Source organism: Anabaenopsis sp. NIES-4685 (assembly GCF_059725405.1).
Genome location: NZ_AP043602.1, coordinates 770,911 through 787,178, shown reverse-complemented (window position 1 = coordinate 787,178; position 16,268 = coordinate 770,911). Strand labels below are relative to the sequence as shown.

Below are 16,268 nucleotides of genomic sequence, written 5' to 3'. Positions count from 1 at the left end.
AAAGTTTACACCCCTCAACCGGAAACCGGCCATAAATAAATTAATCCCACCGGTTCAATGCGCATCGCTTTGACTTGGTAAGAAGCTTCAATACGTCCGGGTTCAGAATTAATTTCTTCAGCAAGTCCCTGGAGTCGTTTTTCCCAGTAGCGAAGGTCTGCTTCTAATTGCTGTTTTTCCTGCGCGGGAAATTCTGCATAGGGAATACTTAACTGAATAGCTTTTTTCTCTGCGATTTCTTGTTGATGTTCTTGAATGCGCTGCTGTTGTGCTTCTAAAATTTTCTTCATTTGCGCTGCTTCTGCTTGACCCCGTGCGGTTAACTTCTTCTGCGCTCTTTGGGCTAAATCTTCCCCCCGTCGTTCTAAATGGGGAATTAATTCGGCGATGTCTTGGGCGGCATTTTTTTGTAATATCTGTTTAACTGTTTCTGGTACTTTTTGCAAATGCGGCGCTACTAAGGAGGTTTCTAATAACCCCAATACGTTATCTTTTTCTGCTAGTTTGATGGGTTGTAATTTCTTCCTTCCCCTGGTTACCGGGTCAGACCATTCGGCCGCGACTGTAATTACTTCATCATGTAACCGTGATGCTCCCTCTCCATAAATTGATAAGCGTCCCAGAGCGATGATTTTAGTCATGGGGTCATCTGTGAGACACACACAAGCACGAGTTAATTCATCATGTAAAAATCCTTGGGATAAAAATCTACCTAACAATCGCTGAACTAGGCGATGTTCTAGGTGGAGGTGTACAACTTCCCCATCTAAAGAACCAGGGTCGCGAAATACTACGGGACGGATGGGGGACTCCTTTCGCCATTCCCATGGTTTCTGTGCTTTTTGGCGTGGGGTTCTTAAGGTGTCTAAGGTATTAACCCATGTGGGGTCAGTGCTTTGGTCAAGTTCTAGGAGCTTCCAGCGTGCGGTTGCGGAGTCTTGAATTACTTCTGCTGGGTCTACAGCTGTGAGAGCTGTTGTACCTAGCATTTCTAATGAAGCAGAAATCGCCTGGCGGAAATGTTCGTCACTTAGTCCTAACCAATCCCGGGATTTTTTCAGCATCTGTTGTAGTTGGGATAATTGCTGGGTTAACTGTTCCCTACGCTGTCGATTTGCTTCTAGTTCGGTGTTAGTTATTTGTAGGTTAGGTAAATCAGCTTTTTCTATAGCAGCAGTAATATTATTGAGTTGATGGTGGCGAATACCAGTTTCTAGTAACTGGGATAGGTTTTTCTGTAGTACCGGTGAAAGGGTTCCTAGTTCTTGGTGAATGGTTTGGGTTTTTTTCACCAATACTTTTAATACTTGGTCTTCTGGGCGTTGAGCTAACACAAAGTAGTAACAGTTAACTACAGGCGCTCTCTGTAATTTTCTGTCAATGCGTCCGTTGCGCTGTTCCATTCTCGAAGGGTTCCAAGGTATATCAAAATGGAACAGATCCGCACAGTTGTTTTGCAAGTTTACCCCTTCCCGCGCTGCGTCGGTAGCAATGAGAATCCGCAGGGGATGATGGGCGGGGTCGGCGTTGAAGGCATTTTTGATTACATCCCGGCGATCTTCCCCAATAATCCCACCATGAAATACATCTAGCCGTTGTGTGTCTCTATGGGAGCCAAGAATGGCTGCTTCTAGTTGTTGTTTTAGGTAGTTTTTGGTGTCTATATATTCAGTAAATATAATGACTCTTCTATTTAGCCAAGGGGCGTTAGGTTGACCTAAGTTGGGGCACAGATGTTCTTTAATCCAAGCCTCTAATTTTTTTACCCGTGGGTCTGGTTCATATCTGGCTTGGTTGGCGATGTCGGTCATCTGCTCTAAAATTTCCCATTCCCGACTGCTTAACCCTATATTCACAGCGTTGGCGGTAGCTAATGTTACTTGGCTATCTTCCTCTGCTTGAATTTCTTCCTCTGGTAATTCCGCCCGTTCATCGTCTGCGCCGGGGGTTTCCCGCAGCAAGGGTAAGTTATCTATTTGACTTACATGGTGAGTAATTTTCTTTTCCATGGTTGGTGAGCGGAGTCGAACCACAGCCGCCCGATGGACTTTTAAAGTCCGTGCAAATGCTTCTATGGAAGATAGCAACCGCTTTTGTAGGGAAGTAATTACCAGCATGGCGGCATTTTGACTAGATTTAGATGCTGTTTTTAGTCTTTCTTCCCGCAGGTGGCGATATTCTTGCAGTAAGCGTGAGAGTTGCAATTCTGGGGCGTTTTCTGGGAGGTGATCAATAATAATAGGTATTACTCGCCGTTCGGGAAATTCTTCGCCAATTTCTCGCAGGTCTTGTTTTAATCTTCTGACCATGACTGTATCTAACAGTTGGCGATCGCGCACTGGTACACCGCGACAAAATCTTTGAGGGTCAAGAATTTCTAACAATGCTGCAAAGCTGTTAGAATGTCCATTGTGGGGTGTAGCTGAGAGAAACAGTTTATGTTCAAATCTGGGGGCGATATCCCGGAGGGTTCTGGTTAGTTGGGAGTCTACAGCATATCTCGACCCACTCGCAGGGGCGGCGTTATGGGCTTCATCCAGAATCAACATTGACCCACCGCTGAAATCTCCTAACCAATCTCGCAAAGGTGCAGCATAGGTTTCATCTCGTAATAAAGCATGGGAAATAATAAAGCGGTTGTGAGTTGTCCAAGGGTTAATCCCATAGCCGCGTTCTTGACGACGACTAGCCATAAATTCCCGATCAAAAATTATCAAGGTTAACCCAAAGCGGCTTTCCATTTCTTGTTGCCATTGTCGCACCACTGAGGGCGGACAGGAAATCACCACCCGGCGGACTTTTTGCCGCATCAACATTTCCCGCAGAATTAACCCGGCTTCTATGGTTTTACCTAAACCCACATCATCCGCAATAAATAAACCCACTCTCGGCATTAATAAGGCTTTGCGCAGGGGTTCGAGTTGGTAGGCTTTGACTTCAATACCCGCTCTATATGGTGCTTGAAAGAGTTTTGGATCTGTGGAGGTGACGCAATTCCAGCGCAGAGTATGGAGATAGGCAGAAAATCGCCCGGGACTATCAAAGCCCCGATGGGCTATAATTTCCCAGGAGGTTTTACCTATGAGTTTGGCATCAATTTCTTTCTCCCACAGTACCTCTAGTTTTTCCCCTAGTGCATCATCTTCTAAACATGACAGGGAAACTAAGGTATTTTCTGTGGGTGTGGATGGAAATACAACATCCTCAATTAGGTATTGGCGCGATCGCACCCGGACGATTTCCCCCGCTGCAAGTTCAGTCACTGGCTTTCCGTAGCCTCCACGTACTGTTATACAAAAAAAGCGAGAAAGTTCTCGCTATAACCAACAGAAGAATATTATACCTCTTTTGGTAAGTCTTATGTTCTCCCAGACTAAGTATTTTATACGGACACTAAAAGGGACGGGAATATAACTTTAGATGGTCAATGCGATCGGGTAACTTAATTCACATTTAGGTTATCTATATTAAGGAATAGTTCAGGATTAGGTCAACTAATGTGGGGGGGGGAATGAATTGATTATCGGGTTAACCAGTCCGGGGAATAAATTAAGCGTCTGAAAGCAAAAATCCTCCCAAGAGGATTGATGAAAATATTCAGACAATTTCTAATCGGTTTCAACCGATTTCCGCTATTAGCCCGGAAATTGATTTCTGGGTGGGTGGGGATGCACTTGATAAATACGCTGTTAGAAATCTATCTTTAGGCAATAGAATATGCTTTCATTTTTACCATTAAGTAGATGGACAGCCTTATCTTAATCAGTGTACCTCATTAGACTGGAAAACGCTATATATTGTTGTTTTCACTCATCTTTATTCCCTGTCGCTTGTTTAGCCTTAATATAAGGATTGATAATGTTGAATTCAATCAAACTTACAGGAAACATAATTCCTGGCTTCTTGTTAACAGGATTTAGTGTATTAAATACACTGTCAAAAAAACCTTGAATGCCATAATTTCCCTTAAACCCAGTGTGATGAAGATCATGAAAATCTGAGGGAATAAAAAACATTGATAAAGAACTATGACCTTCTAGATTATAAATATTACCTATCAAAATCCATGCACAAAGTTGAGTGATGTCATATCCAAAGATAAAGATAGGTAAAACATCTGTGATGGTAACAATAATATATTCCATAAAGCTTTTATGTCCAGATACAAAACTTGATGTATCTTGAAATTCATGATGTTTGAGATGAATTTTGAGAAATGATTTTGTATGAAATAATCTATGAACCACATAAAAGCAGAAATCAGCCGCAACTATTCTCATCAGAAACCATCCCAAATTTAGCAGTAAACTATTACCTCTATGAACTTCTTGAGCTAAATATAGTATGATTAATGCTGATATAAGAGCTTTTATTTCTCCTGTAATAATACCTTTGATGGTGAAATTAGGAAACTCTTGCTTTTTTACTTTCTTAACTCTTGCAGTGAATTTTTCAATTAAATTATCTTTACTTTTGATGAATTTTTCAATGAAAAAACCAATACCATAAAATGAGATAGAACCAATCAGCCAGTATAGTAATACCTGGGTGATAAAATTCTGTTCTATATTATTGAACAGAAAATAAAATACTTGCTGAACTATTGTACAACTAATAGCAACTTTAAAATAAAATTCTAACTCAAAACAGCAATTCAAGAACTTTTGCATTTTTGTAACGCCTAATTTACCTGTACAAATATTTGATTAAGTTTCCATTCAATTAGCGTGCCCAGCAAGTGGGAATCCTTACATTTTAAACACATACCCAGTAAGAAGTCTAGAGGCAGTTTCCGATAGCGATACCGTGGCGTTAGAGGATGTTTGTCAAGTCATGATTAGTGTATCAACTATTGCTTGACTCCACCCCCTTCCTTACAAGGGTAGGTTTTTAATATGATCTGTGAAAGGCAAGACTACCGAAGACAAGGAAGGAAAGTGGACAAGGAAGATTTTATACGGACAATGGTCTTTTAATGGGCTATTTTTCTTACTAAGAATACAGACTTTGTACTGTTTTTCTCCGGTGGTCACCTTGTCCACCTTGTCCACCTTGTCTTGTCCTTGTAAGGGGAGGGGACTGGATTTTATTGTTCCGGTGTTCCCCATTCCCTAAGATAAAAATTACCAATTGAAAACTTATCAAACATCCTCTAAGAACAGTCTAGAACTCCGATAACTTCTAGCAGTTCCTGGGGATGGTTAATTAAAATATATGGTTCTTGTTTAGCTAAAGCTTCTGGAGAATTAAAACCCCAAGTCACCGCAATAACTTTAATATTGGCTTTTTTTGAAGCTTCTATATCCCTGGTTTCGTCCCCCACATAAATTACTGTTGTAGGGTTGAGTTGTTTCTGTTTTAATACATTATTAATTATAGTTGTCTTGCCAAAGATTGTCACCCCTGAATAAATAAATTCAAACAAGTGATTTAATTGGTTGTTGCTCAGAAATGCTGTGACGTTTTCTGGGGAATTAGATGTAATGATTCCCAGTCTATAACCTTGACTATGCAGTGCTAATAGAACTTCAGAAATACCCGGTATAGGTTTTAATTCGGGGATTTTTGCTTTTAATTCCCCCTTAACTTTTTTGAGAAGGAAGGGAATTTTCAACATAGAGACACCAGAGTATTTAATAATTTCCCTAGAGGTAAAATTTCTCAGCAGGGCTAAATCCTCTGGAGTAATTTGGATATAACCAAACTCTCCAGCTAAACGATTGGCAATAGTCACCAGAGCGTCTACTGTATCCGCAATCGTACCATCAAAATCAAAAATAATTACTTTGTGGGTCATTCTTTAGGTGGGGATGCATCAAGATTAGCACGAGCATTTCTCCTGAACATTTCTGGCTTAATTCGCCGCAAGGCTGAAGCAGGAAAGCGTTTTTCCCACTCTTGGTGGGATATATTGGCTAATTCTACCAGAAGGGGGGCAACATTCCCAGAATAAGGCTGAAAATCAGCTACATCTGTTGTCTGCGCAAACCGCTGATTCCACGGACACACATCTTGGCAAATATCGCAACCTGCAACCCAGCCCTGTAAATTGGCTGATATGGTTTCTGGTAATGTTTCAGAGCGATTTTCAATGGTATGATAGGCTATGCACCGATTGGCATCCACTACAAAGGGTTGGGTAATTGCACCTGTGGGACAGGCTTCTAAGCAACGAGTACAGGTACCACAGTGTTCTGTGTGGGGGCGATCGCTCTCTAGTTCTAGATTGGTCAATATCTCCCCTAAAAATACCCAAGATCCATATTCCCTAGTGATGACATTACCATTTTTACCAATCCAACCGATCCCCGCTCGTTGCGCCCAGAGTTTATCTTGTACAGGTCCTGTGTCTGCATAATATCTGGCTTGAATAGTTGTGTCTAGTGATTGCAACCAAGTAGTCAAAGCTTTGAGCTTTTTATGCATCACCCGGTGATAGTCTCTACCCCAGCCATAACGAGATATTTTAGCATATTCTTCACCTCCAGGACGTTGATCTGGTGTGTAGTAGTTGAGAGCGACACATACAAGCGATCGCACTTCTGGCATAACTAAGGTAATATCTTGACGCTTGGGGTTATTCATCCATTCCATATCGGCGTGATAACCCAGATTTACCCATGTTTGTAACCTCTGGACGTTTGTATCATCTACCCCATTGACAGCAGTAATCCCCACTTTGTGAAATCCCAACTCTCTAGCTTTAGCTTTAACTACACTGCTGCTAGTTACAGAATATTGATCCATTTTCCTTTGTTCAACATTTCTTAATATACCTATATGTAAAAATTATTTGATTTTTGTTAAGAAATCGTGCAATATGTCAATTAAGGTGTATTTTAAGCCTCCAGCTTACCACCTGTGTACTTCCATTAACCAACTGTGGTAATATCATGACATTCACTTCTGATTCAGCTTCAACCAGTTTATCTAATGCTTTAAATCAGAGTAATCAGTCCGCTGATGCTGTTAACTCCACCACGGCTGTATTCCAAAGTCTGACCGCAGATGACCAGCTAGCAGTGCTATGGTATGTTTATACAGAAATGGGACGTTCCATTACACCTGCAGCCACTGGTGTAGCCCGTTTACAGTTAGCTGAGGGTCTGTTAAGTCAAATCAAGCAGATGTCTTATGCAGAGCAGTTAGATGTCATGCGTGACTTAGTTGCTCATAAAAATACCCCCATTTGCCGCTCCTACGGTATCCTCAGCAATAATACAAAGTTGGCTTTTTGGTACGAATTATCAGAATTAATGGTAAAACACTTGGTTGTACCCATGCCAGTTGGTTATCAATTATCCCGTGATGGTTTACAGGTACTTGAAGCAATCAAGGTATTAGATTTTGGTCAGCAAATATCTGTTTTGCGCAAGGTAGTAGCTGAGATGGGCGTTGACCCCTTCGCAGAATAATTTTACCTGATAATATTTGCTGATTTAAGGTAGAATATGGCAGCAGGTGAATGTAAGGTCGCCCTTACCAGAAAATGGGAATTTCTTGATGGCATCACTGAACCCACCATACTGGGTTATTTTGCCACTCTCAACGCCGGGGAATTTGACACAACCGCAGACCTATTCGCCGATGATGGCGTGATGTATCCGTCCCCAGAGCCTATTTTTTCGTAGCGGCGGTTTGTGCCAAGGAGCGCAGTAACAATCTCCGACCCAAATCAATATCTGACGGCGCACATTGCCAATCTGGGTGTGCCGTCATCAATAAACTATCTAAAGTTTCGTGATCAAACAGATGCCAAATAGGAGCGCCATTAATTTCACCTTCCACAGCATAACAGTTAGGACTAACACAGTGAATTGTCGAAGCACTGGCAATTCTATTTACTGTCATCTGTTCCCCTGGCTGTAAAGAGCGAAACTGATGGATAGCCGGCTTCAACTCACTTATTGAAGAAACTACCAACCCAGGTATAGCTATTGTTACATTCTTGTCCCCATTCACTGACAGCCAATAATGACGACTAGGGTCGATACCTTGTAGCCAAGGCGATTCATCATCAAGGCGATACCGTGGGGACAAACAAAATAAAGCTGCCATAGATTTCGTCATAACTTGGTTTACTAGTGGTGATTTTCTGCCCACTTGACAATCCTGGGGGTTGTAGGGCTATGCCATAAGGTTTAGGCTTGCTACTGTATTCAGTATTTAGGAATTGGTAGTAATAAATCAAATAAAATTAGCAAAAATTATTAACTAACTTAATATTTATTTATATATAGCAATCCTAAAGATTCATGAACAATTTCTGTTCCCTGTTCCCTGATCCGGTGTTCCCTTTCCTCACTCATAATTTCTCAAGTCAAATAGGATGACTATATAGTGCATGATGACGGACGGGAAATAGTCACAAAACCCACCCCATTACCTAGCTTCTTCTTCATGAGCGGAAACTGTTAACCCAGCAATCCATGGCGCAAAGCATTTACTGCGGCTTGGGTGCGGTCATCAGCACCTAGCTTACTCAAAATACTTCTGATATGACTTTTCACCGTCCCAATGCTAATATAGAGTCGTTGTGCAATGATAGGATTAGTACAACCCTCAACCATTAAGCGTAATACTTGTACTTCCCTGGTTGACAGGTTATAAGCTGGGGTATTCTTCTTCTCACCCTGAGAATCTGCAGGAGAAAAAATATTCTGCGCATCTGTGAGTAATTGGGTATTTGCTTGTGCTGCTCGTAAGACAATCCTGGCGATCGCCGGATCAATCCAACAATTGCCCTGATAAGTGTTCCGTAGCGCTACCAGTAAAGTATCAAAACTAATATTCTTCATACAGTAAGAGTCAGCACCCGCAGCAAAAGCAGCCAGTACAGATTCTTGATGCTCATGAAGGGTGAGAATTAACACTTTTGTAGGTGAATATTTTGCAGGAGAGAGCGCTTTCAACTCTCGTGTCAGTTGAATACCATCCTTGTCTGGTAAACCAATATCGATAATTGCAATATCTGGTTGTACCTTTTTTAACATTTCCAGACCTGTCACCGCATTTGCAGCTTCTCCTACAACTTCAATTTCCGCCCTTTGTTCTAAAAGTCTCCTAATCCCCAGACGAGTCAGTTGATGATCTTCAATGATAGCAATCCGAATTTTATTCATAGTCTTAGAGGATGTTTGTCAAGTATTAAACAGGTAATTTTTATCTTAGGGAACAGGGAACAGGGAACAGGGAACAGGGAACAGGGGGCAGGGGCAGGGAATGGGGACAGGGAATGAGGAACCGAAACAATCAAATCCAATCCCCTCCCCTTAAAAGGACAAGACAAGGTGGACAAGGTGGACAAGGTGACCACCGGAGAAAAACAGTACAAACTCTGTATTCTTAGTAAGAAAAATAGCCCCTTAAAAGACCATTGTCCGTATAAAATCTTCCTTGTCCACTTTCCTTCCTTGTCTTCGGTAGTCTTGCCTTCACAGATCATATTAAAAACCTACCCTTGTAAGGAAGGGGGTGGGGTCAAACAATAGTTGATACACTAATCATGACTTATCAAACATCCTCTTAGGCAGCATAATATATTAATTTAACTTCAAAATAGATTTGACCGTAAAAGTTCCCCAAGTAACTAATTTTGATCTTCTTATGGTGTTTTTTGCTCAATGAAAAAAAATTTGATAGACTAACGGTCGAAATCATCCCCTGTAATTCCTATTGAAAATTAGGCTATGTTGCAACCGCCTCAAGTGTTTTCGGTACTGGGAATACCAGTTCATATTGTGAGCAATTATCCGGGCTGGTTGCTGGAATCCCTACGACAGAGCAGAGGTGCTCATGTGGTCACCCTGAATGCAGAAATGACTATGCAAGCACGAAAGAATCGGACCCTGGCCCAAGCCGTTAAAAATGCCGACCTAGTAATTCCAGATGGTGCGGGGGTAGTGCTGTATTTGCGGTGGCTTTTGTGGCAAAAAGTGCAACGTTTTCCGGGGATTGAACTAGCAGAAAACCTGCTGCAAGAACTGGGACAACAGCAAACAGATACAAAAATTTTTTTCTATGGTGGCGCTCCCCAAGTAGTTGTCAAAGCCAAGGAATTTTGGCAGCTAAAAATCCCCAGCTTAAACTTAGTAGGTACTCATTCTGGCTACCATACCTTAGAAGAAGAACAGCAATTAAAACAAACCCTCAGACAATTGCAGCCACAAGTAATTTTTGTAGGTTTGGGAGTCCCACGTCAAGAGTTATGGATTGCCCAAAATCGTGATTTGTGTCCCCAAGCAATTTGGATTGGTGTTGGTGGTAGCTTCGATATTTGGTCGGGGGGTAAAACTCGCGCTCCTGCTTGGTTGGCAAATAATAACTTAGAATGGCTATATCGCCTATATCAAGAACCTTGGCGTTGGCGGCGGATGTTGGCTTTGCCGGAATTTGCCCTGAAAGCTTTGATTTATCGAGTAACTGCAAGGGGTGGAATATAGGATTAAGCTAATTTTCCAGAGGAAGAAACGGTAACCTGAGACTTGCTAGATAGAGGGCGCAAAGGTTTCACTGGACTGGATGCTAGAGCTTGTAAACCATCTAAAGCCTGTAAACTATCTAAAACCGCATCTTTGATCACTGTTTCTTGCTCCTGACTGAGTAATAGCTGTAAGCACTGAATGACTTCTTGCTGTACCTTGCGATCAATTCCGTGATCAGAGCTAATTTTAGTTATTTGCCGTATGGTAATTAAACGCTGCAATGGGTCTTCTGCTGTTAAATTAACTAACAACTGATCAAGGTTGTTTTGCTGTTGTGTTCCATGGAAACTGAGGATTTGCCACATCAATAAAATTAAAGTTAATAAGGTTGCTAAACCTTGGACAATGGCACCGGTCGCAATCCAAGAACTTTTAGAGTCAACCCAGATAGCAGCGGCCATGTATGTGCTAAAAGTGGCAATACCTCCACTACCTACCGCTAAGGCAAAACGAGAATTGGGACTATTTAATGACCGCCACAGCTGGGATAAGTGTAATTGCCAGTCCCATTTCTGCATTGAGTAAACTAATAACATTACCCCAACCCCAACTACAAGGGCTAAGAGCAGTTTCCAGTTCCACAACAGCATGGCCAGAACAATTGTCAGAAAGCCCAGAATACCCCCCGGACGGAAAATACCTGGAAACTTAGTTGCTTGTAGCTGCTTGTTTTCAACTCTCCAGGTAAGCATTGCAGTATCTGTGTAATTACTTTAATAAAAAATGAAGCCTTTGCCATAGTCTTGATCTAGTGTATAAAAAATTGTCTAATATTAAGACGGCTATCAAAAAAATAGCACAGGACGCATAAAAATCATTTATGACGGTGGCCAGAGGTTTAAATTTACTGGCTGAGTGATCATTAAAATTGTAGTCTGTCTCGGTTCAATAGGCCAGCGATCCGATTATTACATAACTCTAATCAATACTTATGTTTCAACCACAGGGATTTGAGCAACGCTCCATAATGACCTCACTGGGTAAGATGGTTTATTATACTGCCACTAGCTCACCTTGGCAGAATGGAACTGTAACAGATGAGCAGGAAACTTTAGTTTTCTTACATGGCTTTGGTGGTGGTTCTTCTGCTTATGAGTGGTCAAAGGTTTATCCGGCTTTTGCGGCTGAGTATCGCATTCTAGCACCGGATTTAATCGGTTGGGGTAGGTCTGAGCATCCAGCCCGAAACTATATGATTGATGATTATCTGACGACGATTCGGGAGTTTTTACAGCAAACTTGTACAGGACCTGTGAGGGTGATCGCTTCTTCCCTGACTGCGGCTTTCACAATTCGAGTGGCGATCGCCCATCCCGATTTATTTCGGTCTTTAATTCTAGTGACACCGGCGGGACTCTCAGATTTTGGTCAAGACTACTCTCGCAGTATTTTTGCCCAGGTAGTTAGTGTTCCCATGATTGATCGCTTACTTTATAGCACTGGAATTGCTACAAGTGCGGGTATTCGCAACTTTTTAGAACAAAGGCAATTTGCCCAGTCTCATCGCATTTACGAGGAAATTGTCGAGGCTTATCTGGAATCTGCCCAACAACCAAATGCTGAATATGCAGCCTTGTCTTTTGTCCGTGGTGACTTATGTTTTGATTTGTCCCTTTATATTCAACAGTTGACGACTCCTACTGGGATTATTTGGGGGCAAAAATCCCAATTCACCGGACCGGAAATTGGTCGTCGTCTGGCGCATAAGAATCCCCAAGCTATCAGAGTATTTCAGCCCTTAGAAAATGTGGGATTAACGCCCCAGTTAGAAGTACCCGCGGTGACTATTGGATTAATTCGGCGGTTTTTCACTTTGTTGAATTAGTTCCTACAGCACCTAGCACCGAATCTGAAGTACAGATTGAATGATACAACTTTTGTGGGGTGGGCATCTTGCCCGCTTTTGTACCTACTCAGATGAAATGTGCTGTATTATCTCCCGCTAAAGCGGGAGATGTTCCCATTAATCTTTGACTCTGACATCGATCACTGTAGAATTAAAGTTATAGTTAAAACCTTCCAATTCAAAGGTTGTACCTATTTTAACTTTGCTATTACCTAATACTGGCCCAGTATCAGTAATTTGGGCTTTACCTTCTAGGGTTAAAAGCATATCTGTACTAAAGTTATTAGTTCTAGGATCTGGTAATTCTTTCACAGATCCATCTGGTTGGGAAACTGTCACGGTTCTCGGTAGTAGTTGCACGGATTTGATGCTAATCTGACCGTAGGGTTGATTCCGAATAATGACGTTAGTTTTACCCCCTTTGGTGAATCCGGCCTCAAATAAACGTTGAGGGTCGCGTACATTTAAACCGCGAACGGCTAAGTCAACTTCAATGGGTACGGTTTTGGTACCGATTTGGGCAACAGAACCCGTGGTTCCAGGAAAAATAAATATACCAACTATGACTAGTATTATTACTAGTGCAGCCCCTAAATCAAGTAAGTTGATTTTACCAAACAATCTTCCTTTGGAATCTAAAATAGTCATCAGAACTTTTCCTATGAGATCATTTATCAGGAGAATACTGAGAATTATACTAGCTACTAACCCTAGCTTTGTTTATAGGCTCAGGTGCAACTTATAGAGGGATAAGTTCGTCCTGTTATTTATTGCATTACAGTTAATGATCATGAATTGTCAAGCTTTTTTTGCTCACCATGGGTGGCTGCGTCGCTGGTTTTATCCCTTGATTGCCGTGGTTGTTGCCCTGAGTGTGTGCCTAAGTACACCCCTGCCGGGAAGGGCGTTTGATATCCGCTCTCTTCTGTTCCGGGGAATACAGGTAATTCAGATATCTAATATGTCTGATGCTCAGGAAGTGGATCTGGGTCGGCAGATGAATCAGCAGTTACGCAGTAGTAATATTCGCTTTAGCCGCAATTCTCAAATTAATCAATATGTGGAACAAATTGGCCGGCGTTTGGTAGCTAATAGCGATCGACCTCAGCTTCCCTTCACCTTTCAAGTAGTTGAGGATAACACCATCAATGCCTTTGCTACTTTGGGTGGGTTTGTATATATCCATACAGGTTTAATCAAAGCCGCAGATAATGAAGGGCAATTAGCCAGTGTAATTGCTCATGAAATTGGTCACATTGGCGGTAGGCACTTAGTCAAACAGATGCGCCAAAGCACCATCGCTAGTGGTCTAGTTTCAGCCGCAGGTTTAGATCGTAATACCGCCGTGGGAATTGGTATAGAACTGGCACTCAACCGTCCCCGCAGTCGTCAAGATGAATTTGATGCCGATAACCGAGGTTTACAAGCTCTGACAGCGGCTGGTTATGCCCCCTCGGCTATGGTTTCCTTTATGGAAAAGCTGATGCAAAGTGGCGGGTCTGTACCGACATTTTTAAGTACTCATCCCGGTACAGGCGATCGCATTAATGCCCTCCAAAGTTCTATTAATGCCCAACCTAGCAATCAGGGTGACGGATTAAATCATGCTGCTTATCGCGCCCAAATCCGCAGCATACTTTAGTAAAAATGTCAATGATCAACTAGGCTCGCTGCTTATGGCGGCGAGTGGCTATTTTAGCAGGTTCAACCATGACCACCCCTTCTGCTAAGGGTAGGCTGCGCAGAGAATTATTAAAAATGTTGACTTGATAAATTATGTTATTTGTAGCGTCTAATCCAGTCAACCAGCCACTACGGGGATGATAAGCACCAGTATCTATATTGAGCCATCCCTGACCTTGTGCCAGTTGACCAGGGGCAACTCCTGGTAAAGTGAAGGTGATGGTATGACCGATGATAATCAGTTTATCAGTAAAGTAGGGCTGTTCAATGCTGTGAAATTGGTCGCGTATCCAGCAAAACTGCTCGGCTGTTTGTGCGGCTAAAGGTAGCTCCGGGTCAACCCCAGCATGAGTGAGCCAAATGTCCCCCAAATCCAGGTACAGGGGTAAAGATTCCAACCATTCCAAATGTTGTTTAGGAATACTACCTTTTTCGTAACTGGCTATAGTTGCTTGACCTCCACCATACAGCCATGCTTGCATTGCTGATGTAGAAATGTGATCACCGGTGACAATCTTGAAAAACATCTGTTCATGATTTCCCAGTAGACAACCATAATTATTTTCCTTGACAAAATTAACCACATGTGAGCTTTTTGGACCGCGGTCAACTAAGTCTCCTAGAAAATAAACTTGATCTTCTGATGTGGGGGCGATGAACTCGATTAATTTGATCAACCCATCGTAGTGTCCATGCACATCCCCAATAACAATTCGACGTTGGCTAGTTTCGATCATCGGCTCTGAATCTCTCAAGAGTTTGACTGAGTTGTCTGGTTTCCGCAAAGACTAATAAATAACATTTAATCAAGTATAGTTTAATCTTAGTTGAATTGCCGGCTTTGAAGTTAAAATGACTTATGGATAAACGCATCATTGGCTTGACTGGGGGTATTGCTACAGGTAAAACCATTGTTGCCAATTATTTGGCTACGGCTAAGAATATACCTATTTTTGATGCAGATATTTATGCTAGGGATGCTGTAGCTATAGGTTCGGCCATTCTCCGGGCGATCGCCGGACGTTATGGCCAAGAAATTTTACTCCCAGATGGTAGCCTGAATCGAGAACAACTGGGTGCAATTATCTTTACCCAGTCAGATGAACGCCAGTGGGTAGAAAGTTTGATACATCCTTATGTAGTCCATCGCTTTCAGGAAGCCATGGACAAATCACCATCACCAACATTGGTGTTAGTTATCCCTTTGTTATTTGAAGCTCAGATGACTGATTTAGTCACAGAAATCTGGGTTGTGCGGTGTTCGGAATCACAGCAACTGCAAAGACTAATGCAGAGAAATAATTTAACTCCAGAACAAGCCCAAACCCGCATTAATAGCCAGTTATCTCTAGAAGAAAAAGCAGCGCGTGCAAATGTGGTGTTAGATAACTCTTCCACCCCAGCATCTGTGTGCAAACAGGTGGATATTGCTTTGGCTATGACTACCACAAATAAGCTATAATGTGGAACTGGAAAAATGACAATAATTTTAAACTTTTGTACTGGATATAAGAAACTACAATTGGGATGAGTTAATTATAGTCAGGAATGTGAAGTATGTATCAGAAAATCTTGGTAGCTGTCGATCAATCAGAAACGAGTCAATATGTCTTTGAACAAGGTGTATTTTTAGCAAAAGCCTCTGATGCCGAACTCATGTTGTTACACGTACTATCCCCATTAGAAGACCCCTATCTCAGCCCTGTATTTACACAACCAGATACCATATATCCATCTGTGCAAACCGCACCTATTGAGAGTTATATGCGAGAGTGGGAAGAACTAAAAAAACAGAGACTAGACTGGTTGCGATCGCTGAGTGATACAGCAACTAATGCCGGTGTAAAAGCAGGGTTTACCCAAAATCTCGGTGATGCTGGGAGGATAATTTGTGAAGTGGCTCGTAATTTGCCTGCTGACTTAATCATAGTTGGTCGTCGCGGTCGTACTGGCATCAGTGAGTTCTTGCTAGGGAGTGTCAGTAATTATGCACTACATCATGCTCCTTGCTCAATGTTGATTGTACAGGGACGTATTCCTAGTAACACAAAAATGCCAGAGACGGTATAGATACTGGCAAAAAGTTTCATGTCTTTTGCGTCTTGGCTTCAGACTGAAAAATGTGGTTGATTTACCTGACAATAGCTGTAAGTAAAGTCATTAGGGCTGCTGAGTTTGAATATAAAAGCCAAAATTACCAACCATGATCCATAACTCAGCAACCGCCAAAATTCCAGATTTTTTACGGACCGTTA

The 16,268-nt window shown here is 42.0% G+C and carries 14 protein-coding genes and 2 pseudogenes; 7 read left to right on the top strand and 9 right to left on the bottom strand.

The genetic code is table 11. The annotated features are described in order from the left end of the window. Nucleotides 1–14: 14 nt before the first annotated feature. From drmD to queG, 4 genes and pseudogenes are all read right to left on the bottom strand, one after another. Entirely contained in the window at nt 15–3,263 is a 3,249-nt protein-coding gene (drmD, locus tag AC6IZ0_RS03470; protein WP_497725116.1) for a DISARM system SNF2-like helicase DrmD, read from the bottom strand. 543 nt (nt 3,264–3,806) lie between these two features. Next, the gene (locus AC6IZ0_RS03465) at nt 3,807–4,670 is read right to left on the bottom strand and encodes a sterol desaturase family protein (protein WP_497725115.1); all 864 of its coding nucleotides are present in this window, start codon (nt 4,668–4,670) and stop codon (nt 3,807–3,809) included. Nucleotides 4,671–5,152: 482 nt separating this feature from the next. Further along, nucleotides 5,153–5,797, bottom strand: a complete 645-nt coding sequence (locus AC6IZ0_RS03460) for an HAD-IA family hydrolase (RefSeq protein WP_497725114.1) — start codon at nt 5,795–5,797, stop codon at nt 5,153–5,155. Continuing rightward, nucleotides 5,772–6,747: pseudogene (queG, locus tag AC6IZ0_RS03455) on the bottom strand (tRNA epoxyqueuosine(34) reductase QueG). The gene AC6IZ0_RS03460 and the pseudogene queG overlap by 26 nt, the downstream one beginning before the upstream one ends. 146 nt (nt 6,748–6,893) lie before the next feature. Here queG and AC6IZ0_RS03450 point away from each other — a divergent pair. Further along, on the top strand, nt 6,894–7,415 hold the full coding sequence (locus AC6IZ0_RS03450; protein WP_271731791.1) for an orange carotenoid protein N-terminal domain-containing protein: 522 nt from the start codon (nt 6,894–6,896) through the stop codon (nt 7,413–7,415). Between the two features lie 36 nt (nt 7,416–7,451). Next, nucleotides 7,452–7,607, top strand: a pseudogene (locus AC6IZ0_RS03445) (nuclear transport factor 2 family protein); the annotation flags it as partial. A gap of 10 nt (nt 7,608–7,617) precedes the next feature. On the opposite strand, the gene AC6IZ0_RS03440 reads toward AC6IZ0_RS03445, so the two are convergent. Further along, a complete protein-coding gene (locus tag AC6IZ0_RS03440; protein WP_497725989.1) occupies nt 7,618–8,058 on the bottom strand; it encodes a hypothetical protein in 441 nt (146 codons plus the stop codon). A gap of 356 nt (nt 8,059–8,414) precedes the next feature. Further along, the gene (locus AC6IZ0_RS03435; RefSeq protein ID WP_497725113.1) at nt 8,415–9,122 is read right to left on the bottom strand and encodes a response regulator transcription factor; all 708 of its coding nucleotides are present in this window, start codon (nt 9,120–9,122) and stop codon (nt 8,415–8,417) included. Between the two features lie 567 nt (nt 9,123–9,689). Between AC6IZ0_RS03435 and AC6IZ0_RS03430 the strand changes: the two genes are divergently transcribed. Beyond that, on the top strand, nt 9,690–10,442 hold the full coding sequence (locus AC6IZ0_RS03430; RefSeq protein WP_497725111.1) for a WecB/TagA/CpsF family glycosyltransferase: 753 nt from the start codon (nt 9,690–9,692) through the stop codon (nt 10,440–10,442). A 2-nt stretch (nt 10,443–10,444) separates the two neighbouring features. Here AC6IZ0_RS03430 and AC6IZ0_RS03425 read toward each other — a convergent pair whose 3' ends face one another. Further along, nucleotides 10,445–11,176 carry an armadillo-type fold-containing protein gene (locus AC6IZ0_RS03425; RefSeq protein WP_497725109.1) on the bottom strand — a complete coding sequence of 244 codons (732 nt, stop codon included), beginning with the start codon at nt 11,174–11,176 and terminating at the stop codon, nt 10,445–10,447. Nucleotides 11,177–11,415: 239 nt separating this feature from the next. On the opposite strand from AC6IZ0_RS03425, the gene AC6IZ0_RS03420 reads away from it, so the two are divergent. Next, complete coding sequence (locus AC6IZ0_RS03420) at nt 11,416–12,309, top strand: alpha/beta fold hydrolase (RefSeq protein WP_497725107.1); 894 nt, start codon at nt 11,416–11,418, stop codon at nt 12,307–12,309. A gap of 138 nt (nt 12,310–12,447) precedes the next feature. Here AC6IZ0_RS03420 and AC6IZ0_RS03415 read toward each other — a convergent pair whose 3' ends face one another. Further along, a complete protein-coding gene (locus AC6IZ0_RS03415; RefSeq protein ID WP_271731785.1) occupies nt 12,448–12,978 on the bottom strand; it encodes a DUF4330 domain-containing protein in 531 nt (176 codons plus the stop codon). 142 nt (nt 12,979–13,120) lie between these two features. Here AC6IZ0_RS03415 and AC6IZ0_RS03410 point away from each other — a divergent pair, with 142 nt between their 5' ends. Next, entirely contained in the window at nt 13,121–13,972 is an 852-nt protein-coding gene (locus AC6IZ0_RS03410; RefSeq protein WP_497725105.1) for a M48 family metallopeptidase, read from the top strand. Nucleotides 13,973–13,991: 19 nt separating this feature from the next. Here AC6IZ0_RS03410 and AC6IZ0_RS03405 read toward each other — a convergent pair whose 3' ends face one another. Further along, nucleotides 13,992–14,750 carry a metallophosphoesterase family protein gene (locus tag AC6IZ0_RS03405; protein ID WP_497725104.1) on the bottom strand — a complete coding sequence of 253 codons (759 nt, stop codon included), beginning with the start codon at nt 14,748–14,750 and terminating at the stop codon, nt 13,992–13,994. A gap of 122 nt (nt 14,751–14,872) precedes the next feature. On the opposite strand from AC6IZ0_RS03405, the gene coaE reads away from it, so the two are divergent. Together coaE and AC6IZ0_RS03395 are read left to right on the top strand one after the other, a co-directional pair. After that, nucleotides 14,873–15,475, top strand: coding sequence for a dephospho-CoA kinase (gene coaE / locus AC6IZ0_RS03400; protein WP_497725102.1), 603 nt, complete (start codon nt 14,873–14,875; stop codon nt 15,473–15,475). Between the two features lie 95 nt (nt 15,476–15,570). Then, nucleotides 15,571–16,083, top strand: coding sequence for a universal stress protein (locus AC6IZ0_RS03395; protein ID WP_271731781.1), 513 nt, complete (start codon nt 15,571–15,573; stop codon nt 16,081–16,083). Nucleotides 16,084–16,268: the final 185 nt, after the last annotated feature.